General features: G+C 56.0%; 14 protein-coding genes. 6 read left to right on the top strand and 8 right to left on the bottom strand.

What is annotated here, in order from left to right:
• Positions 1 to 6: 6 nt before the first annotated feature.
• The 3 genes from NF347_RS12540 (at position 7) to NF347_RS12530 (ending at position 4,347) form a co-directional block, all read left to right on the top strand.
• A complete protein-coding gene (locus NF347_RS12540) occupies positions 7 to 1,632 on the top strand; it encodes a CTP synthase (RefSeq protein ID WP_107681486.1) in 1,626 nt (541 codons plus the stop codon).
• A 22-nt stretch (positions 1,633 to 1,654) separates the two neighbouring features.
• Complete coding sequence (gene yidC / locus NF347_RS12535; protein WP_107681487.1) at positions 1,655 to 3,757, top strand: membrane protein insertase YidC; 2,103 nt, start codon at positions 1,655 to 1,657, stop codon at positions 3,755 to 3,757.
• Positions 3,758 to 3,828: 71 nt separating this feature from the next.
• Entirely contained in the window at positions 3,829 to 4,347 is a 519-nt protein-coding gene (locus NF347_RS12530; RefSeq protein WP_107036249.1) for a ferritin, read from the top strand.
• A gap of 170 nt (positions 4,348 to 4,517) precedes the next feature.
• Here NF347_RS12530 and NF347_RS12525 read toward each other — a convergent pair whose 3' ends face one another.
• From NF347_RS12525 to NF347_RS12490, 8 genes are all read right to left on the bottom strand, one after another.
• A complete protein-coding gene (locus NF347_RS12525) occupies positions 4,518 to 5,903 on the bottom strand; it encodes a TolC family protein (RefSeq protein ID WP_237613024.1) in 1,386 nt (461 codons plus the stop codon).
• A gap of 26 nt (positions 5,904 to 5,929) precedes the next feature.
• Entirely contained in the window at positions 5,930 to 9,040 is a 3,111-nt protein-coding gene (locus NF347_RS12520) for an efflux RND transporter permease subunit (protein ID WP_107681488.1), read from the bottom strand.
• Between the two features lies 1 nt (position 9,041).
• Positions 9,042 to 10,283 (bottom strand): efflux RND transporter periplasmic adaptor subunit, encoded by a 1,242-nt coding sequence (locus tag NF347_RS12515; RefSeq protein ID WP_107681492.1) that lies wholly within the window; start codon positions 10,281 to 10,283, stop codon positions 9,042 to 9,044.
• A 350-nt stretch (positions 10,284 to 10,633) separates the two neighbouring features.
• Complete coding sequence (locus NF347_RS12510) at positions 10,634 to 11,350, bottom strand: hypothetical protein (RefSeq protein WP_128702207.1); 717 nt, start codon at positions 11,348 to 11,350, stop codon at positions 10,634 to 10,636.
• An 8-nt stretch (positions 11,351 to 11,358) separates the two neighbouring features.
• Positions 11,359 to 11,838 (bottom strand): hypothetical protein, encoded by a 480-nt coding sequence (locus NF347_RS12505; protein ID WP_107036252.1) that lies wholly within the window; start codon positions 11,836 to 11,838, stop codon positions 11,359 to 11,361.
• A complete protein-coding gene (locus tag NF347_RS12500; RefSeq protein WP_107036253.1) occupies positions 11,831 to 12,307 on the bottom strand; it encodes an RNA polymerase sigma factor in 477 nt (158 codons plus the stop codon). The genes NF347_RS12505 and NF347_RS12500 overlap by 8 nt, the downstream gene beginning before the upstream one ends.
• Before the next feature lie 53 nt (positions 12,308 to 12,360).
• Positions 12,361 to 13,413 (bottom strand): GIN domain-containing protein, encoded by a 1,053-nt coding sequence (locus tag NF347_RS12495; RefSeq protein WP_161553796.1) that lies wholly within the window; start codon positions 13,411 to 13,413, stop codon positions 12,361 to 12,363.
• A gap of 232 nt (positions 13,414 to 13,645) precedes the next feature.
• Positions 13,646 to 14,323 (bottom strand): outer membrane beta-barrel protein, encoded by a 678-nt coding sequence (locus NF347_RS12490; RefSeq protein WP_133166436.1) that lies wholly within the window; start codon positions 14,321 to 14,323, stop codon positions 13,646 to 13,648.
• 188 nt (positions 14,324 to 14,511) lie between these two features.
• On the opposite strand from NF347_RS12490, the gene argS reads away from it, so the two are divergent.
• From argS to NF347_RS12475, 3 genes are all read left to right on the top strand, one after another.
• Complete coding sequence (gene argS, locus NF347_RS12485) at positions 14,512 to 16,302, top strand: arginine--tRNA ligase (RefSeq protein WP_107036256.1); 1,791 nt, start codon at positions 14,512 to 14,514, stop codon at positions 16,300 to 16,302.
• A gap of 30 nt (positions 16,303 to 16,332) precedes the next feature.
• On the top strand, positions 16,333 to 17,055 hold the full coding sequence (locus NF347_RS12480) for a Bax inhibitor-1/YccA family protein (RefSeq protein ID WP_107681491.1): 723 nt from the start codon (positions 16,333 to 16,335) through the stop codon (positions 17,053 to 17,055).
• 231 nt (positions 17,056 to 17,286) lie between these two features.
• Positions 17,287 to 19,002, top strand: coding sequence for a tetratricopeptide repeat protein (locus tag NF347_RS12475; RefSeq protein ID WP_306254278.1), 1,716 nt, complete (start codon positions 17,287 to 17,289; stop codon positions 19,000 to 19,002).
• The last annotated feature ends 38 nt before the right edge of the window (positions 19,003 to 19,040 follow it).

Here is a 19,040-nt window from a genome sequence, read left to right as displayed (position 1 = left end):
CCGAAGGTGGAAACAAAGTATATTTTCGTTACAGGAGGAGTGGTGTCGTCGCTCGGCAAAGGCATTGTCGCCGCATCGCTCGCCTGCCTGCTTGAAGCACGTGGATATCGCGTCACGATACAGAAATTCGACCCATATTACAACGTAGATCCTGGCACACTCAATCCCTACGAACACGGCGAATGCTACGTGACAGAGGACGGACAGGAAACAGACCTCGACCTTGGTCACTACGAGCGCTTCACCAACATGCGCACCTCACGGGCCAACAACGTCACATCAGGCCGCATTTTCCAGAGCGTCATCGACAAGGAGCGCCGTGGCGACTATCTTGGCAAGACAGTGCAGATCATACCGCATATCACCGACGAGATCAAGCGCGACATCAAGATCCTTGGCGAAACCGGCCAATACGACTACGTCATCACCGAGATCGGAGGCACCGTGGGCGACATAGAGTCGCTCCCGTTTCTGGAAAGTGTCAGACAGCTCCGCTGGGAGCTTGGACGCGACAGCGTGACAGTGCACCTCACCTACGTGCCCTACCTCCACGCTGCCAAAGAACTCAAGACAAAACCCACCCAACACTCTGTCAAGCAGCTGCAGCAGCTCGGCATACAGCCCGACATACTTGTGCTCCGAACCGAAAAGGACGTCCCGGCACAGATGAGAGTCAAGATAGCCCAGTTCTGCAACGTAGCTTCCGACGCCGTGATCCAGTCGATGGACTGCCAGTCGATCTACGACGTGCCGCTGATGCTCCACTTGCAACACCTCGACGAGATCGTGATGCGCCTTACCGGACAGACCGTAAAGGGCGAACCCGACCTGACACGATGGCGCAGCTTCCTCGACCGTCTGCACAACGCCTCGCGCGAAGTCAAAATAGGCCTCGTGGGCAAATACGTGGAACTTCAGGATGCCTACAAATCAATATCCGAAGCACTCGTACACGCCGCCACCTACAACGACCTGAAACTCAACCTGACATACATCCACTCCGAACAACTCGACGACAACAACGCCGAACAGCTTCTGTCGGGAATGGACGGAGTGATCATAGCCCCCGGATTCGGACAGCGCGGCATCGAAGGCAAATTCTCAGCGCTCAAATGGCTTCGTGAGCACGACATACCCACGCTCGGAATATGCCTCGGTATGCAGTGTATGGTCATCGAATACGCCCGCAACGTACTCGGACTTCAGCAGGCCAACTCCACCGAGATGAACCCCGAAACCCCCGACAACGTCATCGACATCATGGAGGAGCAAAAGCATATCAGCAACATGGGCGGCACCATGAGGCTCGGAGCCTACGACTGCCGCCTCAAGCCCGGATCGCACGCCGCGGCAGCCTACGGCGCCACCGACATCAGAGAGCGTCACCGCCACCGCTATGAATTCAACAGCACCTACCGCACACGCTTCGAACAGGCCGGACTGTCATGCGTAGGCGAAAACCCCTCCTCCGGACTTGTAGAAGTGGTCGAAATACCCTCGCTGCGGTGGTTTGTCGGCACACAGTATCACCCCGAATACTCCAGCACGGTGCTCAACCCCAGTCCACTCTTCGTCGACTTCGTGAAGGCCGCTGCCGGATATGCCGCAGAAAAAAACACCGATAAACAATAAATCACAACACTAACACATACAGATGGACAAAAACACCCTACTGGGAATGCTGCTCATGGGAGCCGTGATATTCGGCTTCATGTGGCTCAACAAACCCTCCGAAGAGGAGCTTGCCCGACAGCGCGAGATCGCCGAACAGCAGGAGGCCGCAAGGCTCGAAGCCGCACAGGCCGCACAGGTGCTGACACTCGACAGCGTAAGCGCGGCCGAACGCGCTACTATAGCATCCACAATCCGACGCTTCGGCACAGCCGACTCGCTCACCGGAGCATACACACTCGACGCCCGTGAAGCCCACCTGACACTCTCGCCCGAAGGAGCTATCGGCGGCACCGTCGACACCGATTTCGGACCGGTAGCGGCTGCCGACATCATCGCCGCACGCTACGACGGCATACCGCAGCAGACAGCCGCAGCCGCCGTCAGCAACCTGAAACAGTCAATGGCCGCCGTCGCACGCTATCAGGGCTTCGCACGCTACCTCAAGGGAAAGGAGAGCACCGTCACACTCAGCAACCCCGACGTCACCCTCGAGATATCCACCAAAGGAGGCGCTATCAGCAAAGCATGGCTCAACAACTACAAGAGCTACGACTCCACAGCGCTTACGCTGATGGATCCGGCCACCGACGGCTACAGCTTCATGCTCACCACCGCCACACAGCGGCTCGACACACGCGAGTTCTACTTCACTCCCGTAGCCGAAGGTGACTCGGCCGTGACCATGATGCTCGATCTCGGCGACGGCGCCCGCTGGGGACTCCGCTATACACTCCCGGCCAAAGGCTATACAGCCCGCATGGAGATCGTGCAGGAGCGCATGCAGCAGATCATACCGCCGAGCGTGGCATCGATCGACTTCAACTGGCATCAGAAGATGCGCCGCGACGAAGCCGGACGCGTGTTTGAGGAACGTAACAGCGCACTCTACTACATGTTTGCCAACGGCGATGTGGAGAATCTCAGCGAGGGAAGCACCGAGCGCAAAGAGGTGAACGAACGCGTGAAATGGATCGCCTACAAAAATCAGTTCTTCACTTCGCTCATAGTCCCTGACTCCTACTTCACCACCGCTATAGTCGACAGCGAGAAACTCGACGACAACCCCGACTATATCAAGGAGATGGACACACAGGCCACACTCGAATACTCTTCGGCACAGCCCTCTCCGGCAGGATTCACATTCTTCTTCGGACCCAACCTCTATCCGCTCCTCTCCGACCTGCAGAATGACATCAATCCCGGACAAAACCTCCACCTGACCAACCTCATACCGCTCGGATGGGCGCTATTCAGATGGATCAACACGCTCATAATCATCCCCGTATTTACATTCCTCGGCGGATTTATCAGCAACTACGGCATTATAATCCTGCTCCTGACCTTGTTCATCAAGATCATACTCTTCCCCTTCACCTACAAAAGTTTCATGTCGCAGGCCAAGATGAGAGTCCTCGCGCCTGAAATCAAGGAGATCAACGACAAATGGCCCGGACAGGAGAACGCCATGAAGCGCCAGCAGGAGTCTATGGCCCTATACAGCCGCGCCGGCGCCAACCCCATGTCGGGATGTCTGCCCATGCTGCTGCAGCTGCCGATACTCGTGGCGATGTTCAACTTCTTCCCCTCGGCCATAGAGCTGCGCGGCGAGCCGTTCCTCTGGGCCAAAGACCTCTCGGCGCCCGACGCCATAGTGAGCTGGACCTCCAACATACCGTTCATATCCTCCACCTTCGGCAACCACATCAGCCTCTTCTGCCTGCTGATGACCGTGGTCAATATCATCTATACCCACATCAACATGCAGTCGCAGCCCGGAGGCAACTCCATGCCCGGCATGAAATGGATGATGTATCTGATGCCGGTGATGTTCCTGTTCTTCTTCAACAACTACGCCGCCGGACTCAGCTGCTACTATTTCCTCTTCCTGCTCATCACCATTCTGCAGACCTACCTGTTCCGCAAGTTTGTCGACGAAGAGAAGGTACGCGCCACCATGCGCGAGAATGCCAAGAAGCCCCGCAAGAAAGGATTCTGGGCCACAAAGCTCGAGGAAGCGCAGAAACAGCAGCAGGCCATGCTCCGCGAGCAGCAGCGGCGTGGAGGAGGCGGCAAACGCCGGTAAGACGCCACGATGCATGAACTTCGCTAACGATATAGCATTTAATCTTCAACATATAAGTAACTCGCAAAAAAATGCTCAACAACAAAATCCAGGACGCACTCAACGCCCAGATCAACGCCGAACTCTGGTCGGCCTACCTGTATCTCTCCATGTCGATGCACTTCCAGGCCGAAGGACGCAACGGCATTGCCAACTGGTTTGCCATACAGTTCAAGGAAGAACAGGCTCATGCCCAGATATTCATGAACTACATCAACCAGCGCGGCGGACGCGTGGTGCTCAAACCGATCGACGCAGTGCCGACAGAGTGGGCATCGCCTCTGGCTGCCTTCGAACACACCCTGCAGCATGAAAACAAGGTGACGGCTCTGATCAACGATCTGTTCGCCCTTGCCGAACAGGAAAAAGACTACGCCACACGCGACCGTCTGGCATGGTTCGTCTCCGAGCAGGTTGAAGAGGAGGACAACTGCCGCACGCTCATCGACAAATTCAAGCTCGTGGGCGACAACGGCATGGGACTCTACATGCTCGATCAGGAACTGGCGGCACGCACCTACACCGCCCCCTCGATTCTCGCAGCCGAGTGATCCGGCAACGATTGCCTGACCCATAAATAGCATATCACACCATAGCAGGCCGTATCTCCGGCCCATAGACAAGGCGCTGTGTCGATAATAAAGCCGACACAGCGCCCTGTCCATAGGGATGACCGGGATCAGCAGCCCGTAGCCGGGATACATACTCACCGGCAATAACATCAGCTCCAGCCCCCGCCGAGCGCCTTGTAGAGATTGATCAGCGCCAGATATTCGTCGCGCAGAGCATTGCTGACACCTATCTGCGCCTCGAAATAACGGCGCTGCGCGTCGAGCACGTCAATGTAGTTGAGTGTGCCGCCACGGTATTGCAGCCACGCGAGCTTCACATATTTGGCGGCCGCATCGCGGAGATCCACCTTCACACGATAGTTGTCGTGATACTTATTGTAGGCCACAATGGAGGTATTAACCTCTGTAAAAGCACCTATCACAGCCTTCTCATAGTCGAGGCGACTCTGGTCGTAGGCGGCTATCATAGCCTGATATTTGCGCTTCTTGCGTCCGAAATCAAATATCGGACCTGTGATCTGTGCGAGAGTATAAGTGAAGGGCGACTTGAAGAAATCCTTCAGCCCGTCGTTCTCCAAGCCGGGAGTAAACCCGATGCGCAGCGACGGAAAACGGTCGGCATAGCTAACACCCACGTCGGCCATAGCCGCCTTCAGACGCATCTCGGCCGCGCGCAGGTCGGGACGACGGCGTAGCAGATCGGAGGGAACTCCGGCCGGAAGCCCGGCCGGCATCTCGGCGCCGAAAAGCGTATTCCGACGATCGAACACCTCGTGAGGATATTCTCCCATCAGAGTTGTCAGAGTGTTGCGCATGGCGGCCACCTGCAGTTCAAGCGCGGGCACGAGCGAGGCCGTTGTCGAATACTCCACCTTTGCCTGCTGATAGACGGTTTCGGATGTCAGTCCGCCCTCAAACCTCAGGCGAGCCTGCTCAAGCGATTCCTGACGCGTCAGCAGAGTACGCCTGACGATCTCAAGCTCGTTTTCGAGCGACAGCAGCCTGAAATAAGCCGTAGCCACCTCGGCTATCACCGTCATGCGCATTGCGCGGTAGTCCTCCACCGAGGCCGCATAGCGCGCTTTGCCGGCGTCCTTGGCGTGGATCATTGATCCCCAGAGATTCACTTCCCACGTGATCGGCAGCTTCAGATCATGCTCCGGATCCTTTTTCAGCTCTCCGCCATTGTACTTGTTGGTTTCGTAACTGTAACCCACATCTACACCCACCTTAGGCCACATCTCGGCCACAGCCACGCCATAGAGATGGCGCGCCTGCTCCACACGGGCGGCGGCCTTGAGGATATCGCGATTATTGTCGAGCGCTATTCTCATTATCTTCGTCAGCGTGGAATCGGCATAGAACTCCCACCAGCTGATATCGGCTATCGACTGCGAGTCGACTGCGGCCGTATCGCCCGCCACGTATGCCTCAGGCATGTCAAGCCGGGGGTTGGCAAGATTCCTGGTGCCGGAGCATGATGAGGCGGCAAGCATAGCCGCAGCAACGACCGTCGTAACAATATATTTCATCATAAGTAACCTTCAAAAATCAGTTGAAATTATTTCACACCCTTCACCGCGGCGCGCCGACGGTTGAAAAGCCGGTTGACAGCCACGAAGAAGAACGGCACGAACACTATGCCGACAGTTATGGCCACTCCCATGCCGAAGAACACACCGGTGCCGATGTCGCGCCGGGCGCCCGCTCCGGGACCTGAGGCGATCACCAGCGGCACAAGGCCGAGCATAAACGCCAGCGAGGTCATGACTATCGGACGGAAACGCAGACGGGCCGCATTGAGAGCCGCTTTGACAGCATCCACGCCACGGTCGGTCTCCTCCTTGGCAAACTCCACGATCAGGATGGCATTCTTGGCCACCAGACCCACCAGCATCACCAGACCGATCTGGAAGTAGATATTGTTTTCAAGTCCGCAGATCCATATTCCGAGATAAGCTCCGACACCGGCTATCGGCAGCGACAGTATCACCGCCAGAGGCACCGACCAGCTCTCATACAGAGCCGCCAGGAAAAGAAACACGAAGAGAAACACCAGTCCGAGCACAAGACCCGTATTGCCGCTCTCATGTTTCTGCTGATAGGAGAGTCCGCTCCACTCCACTCCGATATTGTCGGGCAGATGCTTGCGCACTATCTCTTCGAGCGCATCCATGGCCTCGCCTGTGCTGTAGCCGTGGGCGGCCTCGCCCGACACTGTAGCGGCGTTGAACATATTGAAGCGCCCGATCGTGCCGGGTCCTGTGGTGTAGCTCGATGTGCCGAGCGACGACACCGGCACCATAGTGCCGTCGGCGCTCTTCACAAAGAACAGACCGATGTTCTCACGCCGTGCGCGGTAGGTCGCGTCGGCCTGTATGTAGACACGGTATATGCGGTTGAACATATTGAAGTCATTGACATATATCGATCCGGTAAAGGCCTTCATCGTGGAGAATATATCGCTCACGGGGATGCCGAGCATCTTTGCTCTGTCGCGGTCCACATCAAAGTAGAGCTGCGGTATGTCGGCCTGCATCGATGTCGACAGATCGGTGATGGCGCTTGCTTTCGAGGCATAGAGCTTAAGAGTGTCGACGGCACTCTGCAGATCGGCATACGAAGCGTCGGCACGAGCCTCGAGCACCATCTCGAATCCGCCCGATGTTCCCAGACCGGGAATGATCGAAGGGGAGAACACGTAGACCTTGCACTCGGGGTAGACCGACAGCGCGTCGTGCACGCGGCTGCGCACTTCGGCAATATCGCCCGACTTGCGCTCGCCCCACGGCTTGAGTATGACGGTGAGCTGCGAATGCGCCTGATTGGATCCCACGCGCGGCGACGAGCCAGTGACGTTGAGCACATACTCCACGTCGGGATCGGCGAGAAGATAGTCCATGGCCCGTTCGGTCACCTCACGCGTGCGCTCTATCGTAGCTCCTTCAGGCAGTTCAAGCTCCACATTGAAGTAGCCCTGGTCGTCCTGCGACATGAAGCTGCGTGGCATCAAAGAGTTCATCAGATAGATAAACACCAGCGCCAGACCGAAAGCGGCATACATGCGGCGCGGATGTGAAAGCGTGCGCGCTATGGCGCGTCCGTAGAAACGGTTGCCGCGCAGAAGCCACACATTTATGCGACGGAATATCTTTGCCTTGCGGCCATGCGACGGACGCAGCAGCTTGGCGCACATCACCGGCGAAAGAGTCAGAGCCACCACCGTAGAGATCACCACCGACACGGCGATCGTCACCGTAAACTGTCGGTAGAGCTGACCGGTGATGCCCGGCAGGAAGCTCACCGGCACGAATACCGCGCACAGCACGAGCGACATGGCCACAAGAGCGCTCCCGAGGTTTTTCATCGCCTTGGCGGTAGCCTCAAACGCCGATATCTTCTCGGCGTTCATTATACGATCCACATTCTCCACCACCACGATGGCGTCGTCGACCACTATGCCGATGGCGAGTATCAGACCGAGAAGGGTCAGCATATTGAGCGAGAAGCCGAATATGAGCATCACTCCGAATGTGCCCACGAGCGAGATCGGCACGGCGATGACAGGTATCAGTGTGGCGCGCCAGTTCTGAAGCGACAGGAACACCACGGTTATCACCAGCAGCAGCGCCTCGAAAAACGTGCGGTAGACATGATGGATCGACTGCTCGATATATGTCGTCATGTCGAACGGTATGCCATAGCTTATGCCGGCAGGGAAGCTGCGGGCTATCACCTCCATCTCGCGCTTTACAGCCTCGGCCACCTCCATGGCGTTGGAGCCGGGGAGCATATTGATGTTGATCACAGCAGCATTGCCGCCGTTGATACCGCTCTCGGTGGCATAGCTCGAGGCCTCAAGCGACACCCTGGCCACATCACGCAGACGTATCATCGAGCCGTCGTTATCAGCACGCAGCACGATATCCTCGAACTCTTCGACCGTCGACAGGCGGCCGCGGGCTATTATGGGCATGGTCACATCGATATCGGTCATTGGCGCCTGTCCGAGTGTTCCGGCGGCCGACTCGCGGTTCTGATCCTTCAGGGCATTCTGCACATCCTTGACCGTCAGGCCGAGATTGGCGAGCTTATCGGGCTCGACCCATATCTGCATTGCATAGTAGCGGCCTCCGACACTGCCCACACTGCCAACACCCGGAATACGGCGTATCGGGTCTATGACATTAAGGGTGGTATAGTTGCTCAGATACACCTCGTCAAACTTCGGATCATCGCTCATGACGGTGATTGTCATCAGACGGCTTGCCGTCTCTTTCGACACCGAGATGCCGTTCTGCACCACCTCGGCCGGAAGCCTCGCCTCGGCCTTCTTGATACGGTTCTGTATATCCACGGCCGCAAGCTCGGGATCGACATCTATGTCAAACGTCACCAGAGCCGAAAAACCGCCCGAATTGGAGCTTGACGACGACATATATATCATGCCGGGAGTGCCGTTGAGTTCCTGCTCGATAGGTGTGGCCACAGCCTGCGTGACCGTCATGGCGTCGGCGCCCGGATAGGAGGCGGTTATCTTCACCACCGGTGGCACGATCTGCGGATATTGGTCGACAGGGAGCATCACCAGACCTATAAGACCGATGATGAATATCACGATCGATACTACGATCGAGAAAACGGGGTGGTCGAGAAAGAAATTCCTGCGCATATCAGCCCTCCTTTCCCGGCGCCGGCACGCTGTCGGCCGGCATATTGACATTGACAGATGCAGCCACGGAGTCGGCGGGCGCCACGATGGCGTCGACCTTCATGCCGTGCGACAGCTTGTGGTAGCCCTCCACCACTATTTTCTCACCCTTGGCGAGGCCGCGCTCCACAATGATATTGTTGCCTGTCTGCGGACCGATCTCCACGAAGCGCTTCTCGACAACTCCGTCGGGACGCACCACAAACACGTAAGCGCCGTTTTTCTCTATCACAAGAGCCTTGTAGGGGATCTCCACAGCGTTCTCGCGCACATCGAGCAGCACCCTCACTTTGGTGAACTCTCCCGGCAGCAGGCTGCGGTCGGGGTTGGGCATCTCTGCGCGCACGGAGAATGTTCCGGTCTTGGGATCGACCTGCGGATCAGCGAAATCCACCAGTCCCTGATAGGGATACTGCGATCCGTCGGCCAGCGTCACGGTCACAAACGAATTCCATTTGCGGTTAGGATCGTTGCTGCCGAGATTCACATTGCGGTCTTTGCCTCGCAGATAGTCGAGAGCGGTCATGGAGAAGTCAACGCGAACAGTGTCGCTTTTCACCACGGTGGCCAGCAACGACTTGCCGCCCGACGGACCGACAAGAGTGCCTATATCGGCCACACGCTCGGATATATATCCGGCGATAGGCGACGATACCCGGGTGTAGCTCAGCGTCAGCTCAGCCTGTGTGAGATCGGCCTGACTCACAGTGACCTCGGCCATGGCCGACTCATAGGCGGCGGTGGCATTGTCGAGATCGAGCTGCGAGGCCGCGTTCTGGGCATACAGTGGGGTTATGCGGTCGAGATCGTGCTTGGCCTTGCGAGCCTGCGCCTGCGCCTTGTTGAGTATGGCACGGGCCTTGTTGACGTGAGCCTGATACACCTTCGGGTCGATTATGAAGAGTGTCTGACCCTTGTCGATATGCGATCCTTCCTTGAAACACATCTTTTCGAGGTAGCCCTCCACACGGGCATGTATCTCTACAAACTGCTGGGCGCGTATGCGGCCCACATACTCGCCGTAGATATTTACGTCGCCAGTGGTGACGGTCTCCACCTCCACCTTCGGCAGAGGCGGTTCCTGGGTTTTGGGGCGCAGAAGGAAACATAGCGCCGCCGCCACTATGAGCAGCACCAGTATGATCGAAAGCCATGCACGGCGTTTCTTGCGGGTTCCGCCGGCCTTGCGCAACAGAGATTTCATGCTGAATTGTCCTTTATTTTCCATCGCGTCAATAAATAATGTTTTGTTTTTGTGATCAATGGAATTACGGAGACCTCTACGAACTCGCCGCTCGTCTATGTTCTCTCAACCATATATAACACCTGAAACGATGTATTGTTTTATCGGAAACCGCCCTAAATCAGATAACAGATGTTAAACAACATCAACAAAACGCAAAGCGGCGCTGCATCGGAGTCACCCGACACAACGCCGCCAATAAGGCAAGAATTCCGGCTGACCTCAGTCAGCTATTTTTTTCAGTCACTAAAGTATCTATCCTCATGGTGAGAAAGCACTCACTGCGAGACACACCGTCCTTCGGGTGCTTCTTATTGCAGTTCCCGGCGCCGGCGCTCGCTCTCTTTGCGGAGCGACTCCTCGAGGCTGTTGAGCTCCTGCTTCTGCGAAGGCGTCGGATCATTCTGTATCAGAGTGACGGCATTATTGCTACGCTTGACCGACACACCCTTTTTAGCCGTCCACTGACGGCGCAGTTCACCGGCCTTTTTGCGCGCCTCGGCGGCCTGACGCCGGGCTTCGGCAGCCTGTCTGTGGGCTTCGGCAGCCTGTCTGCGCGCCTCGGCGGCCTGACGGAGCATCTCGTTGTAGCTTTCACCACTTACGGAGATGTCAGATGAATAGACCGAAACCGACTGAGTGTCGTCGGCAACCGCGCTCGACGATGGCTGCTGCGAGATGAGCAACAGACGCTTGCGCCCTTTGAGCGACAGGCTGTAGTTGGTGCGCACTCCGGCGTCATCGAAGCTCATCACCAGTTTTTTGGAGTCGAGCGAATACATGCCGGCCTCCTTCTGATGAGTGATAAGCCGTCGACGCACGTTTTCGGCCGATGCAGGCTGAAGATATATGCGGTAGCGTGCGTTTTTGATACGTCCGGTCATATTGTCGCGGTTGACCACGGCGTTGACGTCGGCGCTCGGCGACGCGCTGGCCGTATTGATAAGATCCTGATGCCATTGTTTCTGCGCTGAGGCGGCGAAGCAGAGCGCGACACACGCCACGAGCGACATTATCGTTCTTTTCATGTTCGTATTCATTGTATTTCGTACAGTTCTATCCGTTGCAGTTCCACTTCGAGATCCATCTCCCCCACTTCGATGATGGTCCGCGCGATCTCTTCATCGACAATTCCCGGGTTGTTCACACGGTGACCGTCGCGTATGACGTAGACCTCTTCGGTCAGCGAGGAGCAGTCGGCCATGACTCCGGCCATCATCATGTTGTCGGACGATGTATGGCGCATGGCGCTCAGGCTTACAAGAGCCATTGCGGCAGCCGCTGCGACCGAACTGATCCACACCACTGCCCTGTGGCGCGGCCGCGCCGACGGGAGCGGGGCGGTCATGCCGGAGGCATACCATCCGAACATGGAGCGGTAGCGCTCCAGACGCCTCGGCAGACGCGGGCTGGATGCATAGAACCGCTCGAGCGCTTTCTCCTCCTCGATAGTGGTGAAACCATCAAAAAAGCGCTGCAGCAGTCGGTCGATGTCGTTGATATTGATGTCAGTCATAGATTCGTGTATAAAGTTGGCGGACCCGTCGTCGCGCACGCGAGAGAGCCGTGCGCACAGCCCCGGGAGTGGATGATGATATGGAGGCTATCTCTTCAATTTCCATGCCGTCGATATGCCGCATCCGCAATACGGCCTGCTCCACACCGGGCAGCATGTCGATGGCCTGCATCAGTGCCTGGAAATCACGGCCGTCGGCTTCGCCGTCAAGAGTGCGTTCGGCTTCGCTTATGTCGGCGTGAGGCCTCAGACTCCTCAGGCGGTTGAGACACACACGCCTGACAGTCACTATGGCCGGGGCGTCGAACGACGAGTAGCCGTCGAGACGCTCGCGGTAAAACCACAGCTTCAGCATCGCATCCTGCACAGCATCGTCAGCGTCGTCGGGATCGCCCAGCAGGCGGCGCGCCTCGCTGACAAGGCGCGGCCGCACACGTCGGGCTTCTTCTTCAAAACGATCTCTTTCCATGCGGGTGTGATGATACTGATGGCTGCCGACTCCGGATCAGGCGTGAGAGAGATTCACCGGCCTGTCTTGATGTTTTCGGTGTAAGCACCTCTCTTGGTGACCATCCCTGGCTTTGAATAGCAGTTTATCTCGGCCATGGTGCTTGTGCAGGTGGCATCCAGCTTTCTTACGGCATAGCATTCCACTTCGCCCGACGACGACGCTTCCACCGTCAGGTCCATGGCTTTGAACCCCTTGGCCTTGACTTCGGAGGTGCTGCCCGACGTGATCTGCACCGTGCGTCCTTTGCCGGCAACTATAATGTCGCCCGACGAAACGGCTCTCACGGTGACCACATCGGATATCAGATCGTCGACACTGACGTCGCCGCTCGAACGGCTCTCTACTATGGCATTGTCGGCCGAAACGTTGCCGGCCTTGACGTCGCCCGACGACGTTGACACGACCGAGATGCTCGCCGACAGCACTTTGCCGGCCTTGACATCGCCGCTCGAATTGGCCAGCATCGACGCCGACTGTGAAGCCTTGACCGAAATGACCGACACATCACCCGAAGAGTTGCTGCCGAGAGTGACATTGCCTCCTGTAACGCTTGTGGCCGACACATCGCCCGAAGAGTTGGTGATGAGCTTCACGTCGGCTTTCGAGGCGTCGACCGCTCCCAGCTTTATGTCGCCCGAGGAGTTGGTGATGAAGGAGTAATTCACTGCGCCGGTGAGATTGGACTTGATGACAACGTCGCCGGAGGAATTGGTAATGAACTCGTTGACCGATCCGGCCGGAGCGCTGACTATCATCTTGGCGGTCCAGCGGCCGCTGATGAGGAGGTCGCCGTTGTTTTTCCATGCGACGGAGAGCGTTTTGCGCGTTGACGTCACCTGCATGTAGTCAATGAGATTGTCGGGAGCGTAGAGCTTCACGCTTTTGGGGCCTACGGTATACTCAATGTCGATAGAGGTGTTGGTGACGAGCTTGTTGAAATCCGGGCAGGTGACCACACGTGTCACATACTTGTCGGAGGGCGTCACTTTGATGACGGCTGCGGCGGGGAGAGTGGCGATGATGACAGCCAGAAAAGCGGCTGCAAGAGGTTTGATTCGTATCATAAGAGTGATAGTGATATTTTTTGCTTTGATTTTCGCGCTCTTGCAGAGCGGCGGAGAAGGTTCCATGGCGCCCTCTCCGGCCGCGATCCGCAATTCCGTAAAAATCGGGGTATGAAAAAAGCTGTTCACCCCTATGACACATCAGGGCGGCGAAAAGTTACATCGCCGCCCTGTTTTTTCTGAAAAAATTTCCGACATGCCGGAGCACGTCATGATTCACGTCATGTCGCGCTCAGAAATCGTAGCCCACGGTGGCCGATATCAGGCGGCCGCGCTTCACTCCGAAGTCGCTCTTGGTCAGCCGCACTATGCCGTAGCTGAACGATGCTCCGACGTAGTAGTGCCCCCACATGTAGCCGAGCCCGGCGCGGACGTCGAGGTCGGTGCCGTAGTCGCCGTAGAGCGGGCGGGCTGTGGTGCCCTGGAATATCTTTGTGGGGCCGTCGCAGCTGAAGTGGGTGTAGAAACGGAAGTCGAACTGCGGGCCGGCGAACACCCTGAACGATCGGTGGCCGCGCCATGTATGGCTCCAGCCGAAATATATAGGCACACGCATGCCGATAGTACCGAGCGTGGCCTCGGTTATGCCTACTCCGGCCGGCTCGGTCTTTATGGAGCCGGTGGTCTTGAGATGATTGTAGTAGACCTCCACGTTGGGCTCCAGATACCACCGCTCGCGTATAGGCATGTGGTAGAGTCCGCCGACGCTTATGTCGGGACCTATGGCTCCGCTCGCCAACGGTATGCGGGCATACTTCACGTGAAGCGGGAAAGCCACCGACGCCGAGGCTCTGACTCCCCACCATGGCAGAGTGCCCCGCCGGTAAAGCTCTTCCGGGTTGAAATCTATGGCCGACGCCGCCACGGCCACGGCCATGCAGCATATCGCTGTCATAATTCTCCTGATCATAGCTATACTGGTCATTATCGTGTCCACTGTAAGAATAAATCCCGGAGGCCGCACATGGCCGACCTGAATTAATGGATGTTGACACATCACGTTCAATTCCGCAAAGTTAGCAAAAATCCATCATTCGCAACAAAATAATCATTAACTTTGCACTCTTGTAGATAATTCAACAACAAAACCTCATAATTATGTCAATCGACAGCATCATCGCCCAGGCTGTGGCCAAGGCCGTCAAACAGCTCTACGGCTTCGACGCGGCGCCCGGATCGATCATACCGGCGCCGACACGCAAGGAATTCGAAGGCAACCTGACCGTTATGGTGTTTCCCTTAGTCAAGGCCGCACGCAAAAGCCCCGAACAGACCGGCGCTGAGATAGGCCAGTGGCTGGTCGACAACGAGCCGGCAGTGGACCGCTTCAACGTCATCAAAGGATTTCTCAACATAGTCATCGAGCCGGCATTCTGGTCGACCGTACTCGAGCATATAGCCGCCACTCCCCGCTACGGCATCAGGGAAGCCACTCCCGAGAGCCCGCTCGTGATGGTGGAATATTCATCGCCCAACACCAACAAGCCACTTCACCTCGGACACCTGCGCAACATACTCCTCGGATGGAGCATATCGCAGATACTCGCCGCCTGCGGCAACCGTGTGGTGAAGACCAACATCGTCAACGACCGCGGCATACACATATGCAAGTCGATGCTCGCATGGCAGAAGTGGGGAGAAGGCGTCACCCCCGAAAAAGCCGGCAAGAAGGGCGACCATCTCATCGGCGACTTCTACGTGCTCTTCGACAAGCATTTCAAGGCCGAGGTGGCCCAGCTCATGGAGCAGAAGCAGATGACCAAGGAGGAGGCCGAAGCCGCATCGCCGCTGATGCAGGAGGCGCGCGCCATGCTCCGCCGTTGGGAGGCAAAAGATCCCGAGGTGCGCGGGCTCTGGGAGATGATGAACCGCTGGGTCTACGACGGATTCGACCAGACCTACGACCGCATGGGAGTGGGCTTCGACAAGATCTACTACGAAAGCCAGACCTATCTCGAAGGCAAAGAGAAGGTGCTCGAAGGACTCGCAGACGGCAAGATGTATCGCAAGGAGGACGGATCGGTATGGGCCGACCTCACCGACCAGGGACTCGACCACAAGCTGCTGCTCCGCTCCGACGGCACATCGGTCTACATGACACAGGACATCGGCACCGCCAAGCTGCGCTATCAGGACTATCCGATAGACCGGATGATCTACGTCGTCGGCAACGAGCAGAACTACCACTTCCAGGTGCTATCGCTGCTGCTCGACCGCCTCGGATTCAAGTGGGGCAAAGACCTCGTGCACTTCTCCTACGGCATGGTGGAGCTGCCCGAAGGCAAGATGAAGAGCCGCGAAGGCACGGTGGTCGACGCCGACGATCTGATGGAGGAGATGGTCGCTACCGCACGCCAGGTCAGCGCCGAACTCGGCAAACTCGACGGCTGTACCCCCGAGGAGATCGACGAAATAGCCGAGACCGTCGGCATGGGAGCGCTCAAATACTTCCTCCTCAAGGTGGATCCGCGCAAGAACATGACATTCAACCCCAAGGAATCGATCGACTTCAACGGCAACACCGGACCCTTCATACAATACACCTACGCACGCATCCGCTCGGTGCTCCGCAAGGCCGCAGAAGCCGGCATGGCCACCGACGGCTATCTCGGAGTGAAGCCCTGCGAACGCGAGATCACCCTGATACAGCGCCTCGCCGACTTCCCCGCCACCGTGGAAGAAGCCGGACGATCCTACAGCCCGGCGGTGATTGCCAACTACACCTACGATCTGGTTAAGGAATACAACCAGTTCTATCACGACTGCTCTATACTCAAGGAGGATGACGCGGCCGTCAGGGCTATGCGCCTCACCCTCTCGCGCATGACTGCCGACACCGTCCGCACATCCATGGATCTGCTCGGCATCAAGGTGCCCGAACGCATGTAAACAACTACAACAACACATATCAAAAAGAATATGAACAACTATCCCGACTATTTCAACAACAACAGCGGCCGTCAGCCGGCCGTCGACGCCCTCGACACCCGTGTGTCGCAGGTCATGAAGAGAGTATATCTCAAAATGTTCCTCGGACTGCTCGTCACAGCCCTCGTCAGCTTCTTCTGCGCCGGATCGCCGGCCGTGCTCTCGTTCTACGCACAGCACTCATGGATGATCTGGGGACTGTTCATCGCCGAACTCGTGCTGGTGTTCGCCATATCGGGCGGCATCAACCGCATGCAGTCATCGACAGCCACAGCCCTGTTCTTCCTCTTCGCCGTGATCAACGGTCTGGCACTGTTCCCCATCTTTCTCGTCTACACCCACGTGTCGATAGCCAAGACATTCTTCATCACCGCCGGAACATTCGGCGCCATGAGCATCTACGGCTTCTTCACCACCAAAGACCTCACACGCTGGGGATCGTTCCTGATAATGGCGCTGATCGGACTGATCATCTGCGCGGTGATCAACATGTTCTGGGCCAACTCCACCTTCGACTGGATCATCTCAGGACTCGGAGTGCTAATATTCGTAGGCCTTACCGCATGGGACACACAGAAGATCAAACAGTGGGCCGCCACATCGCCCTTTGAAGCCACAGGCAAGCTCGCCACACTCGGCGCACTGAGCCTCTACCTCGACTTCATCAACCTCTTCCTCTACCTGCTCCGCTTCTTCGGCAACAGCCGCGACTGACGCGACACAGCAAAGCGACATCACACATTCGGCGGCGTGCCGGCCTCCCCACCATACGTTGGGCGCCCGGCACGCCGCCTTCGTATTCCCCCCGACAGCAACATCGCTACGGAAGATGTCGGTCGCCGTCCGGGCGATCCGGCCACCGGATGAATCGACGGCGGACGGCCGCGACTCGTGTTTTGCGCATTGAGGATAAATGATTATCTTTGCGGCATGAGGATCAATGCCATGAACCGCACATTACTACTCATAATCACCACCATTGCGATCATTGCCTGCGGATGCACCCGCCAGCAGCCATCCGACCCGCGGCTGCAACGCCTGACGCTGAGCGTCGACACCGGGCCGCAAGCTGCCATCGACTCGCTCGCTGCCATCGACCCGGCGACACTCGGCGACTATGACCGGCACTACTATAATTTCCTCACTGTCAAAGCCCGTGACAAGGCCTACATTGTACACACCTCCGACAGCCTGATACTCGACGTCATCAACCACTTCGGACGCTCCCCAAAGATGACGGAGGCGCTCTACTACGCCGGACGCGTCTACTCCGACCTCGGAGACTACCCCACCGCACTGCGATACTTCCACGACGCACTCGACCGCATTTCCGACGACCCGGAAGACAATAACATTCTGCGAGCCAGTATAGCCAGTCAGACAGCACGGTTAATGTTGAACCTGCGAATGTACTCAAAAGCGCTTCCGTTTGCAGAAACAGCGTTGAAATGCAGTCTGAACACCGGGGACTCAATATGCTCAATATACGACAGAACACTCATTGGCAACATAATGGTGCGCACAGGAAATTTCGGGGAGGCTGAAAAGCACTATATTAAAGCACTCAACGTTGCTCGGAATACAAGCACGAAGGATACAATAGAAGCCCTGTCGGAACTTGGAACTCTACAATATGAGAGTCACAATTATCAGAAATCTTACGAAATATTGAGTAAACTGCATGATCAGGCCGAAGTCAATGAGGTGAATTACATACTCGCATATCTTGCTAAATCATGCCTAAAGCTACACAGGGGCGAGGATGCTGCACAATATGCTAAAGAAATGCTGCAAACCGGCTCAGAGAACAATCTACGTATCGCATACTATATACTTGTGCAACCAGAAGTCAGGCAATATCTTGATCCAGACTCCATTGACTATTATTTTGACAAGTATCTTGAAATAACGGAGAGCCACTACAATGCCCACGAACAACAGTCTGCAATTATTCAGGCCTCTATGTATGACTATTCGCTCCACGAAAGAATGCGCCAGCAAGCTGAGAATAAAAAACGTACACTGTCGATCATACTGGCTGTTACCATCTCTGCATTGATGGGCGCGTTTGGTATGATTATGTATCTTCGTTACCGCTATCAAAAATCGAAGACAGATCTTCTTGACGTCAACTATCGGCTTAATCTATTGAATAAAGCATGCTCAATAAAATCATCAAACACACATCACGCTGGCGATACATCACAATCGGAAGATAATATTAACGATGACCAAGAAATTACAGAATACCGAAACGAATTGAATGAATATATCCGGTCGCTAGACCAACTATCGAAAAAACGGTATTCAATTCCAGAAAGCATTCTTTGTTCCGAGGTCTATGCCAAACTGAAGAATGCCATATCTCAGAACAAGACATTAAATGACAACGATCCGATTTGGGACGAGCTTCATGAGTTGATCAAAAAAGTATCACCCGATTTTGATAAAAAAATCCGCACTCTTTCAAGTGGAAGGATTAACATAGAGGAACTACACACCATTTTTCTCATAAAAGCAGGAGTCAGACCATCAGATCAATGTAAACTGTTCGGACGCCACGCATCTACAATCACATTCCGACGCACATCCATCGGAAAAAAAATAATGTGTGGAAAACTCAACCCTTCATTAGTTGACACACTTATTCAAAATCTTTGAATACTTACCAACAGCCATTGGCCATATAAGTATCGCCC

It is taken from the genome of Paramuribaculum intestinale, from assembly GCF_030759015.1.
Taxonomy (GTDB): Bacteria; Bacteroidota; Bacteroidia; order Bacteroidales; family Muribaculaceae; genus Paramuribaculum; species Paramuribaculum intestinale.
The sequence above is the reverse complement of the archived record's forward strand: the minus strand, read 5'-3'. Positions and strand labels throughout refer to the sequence as shown.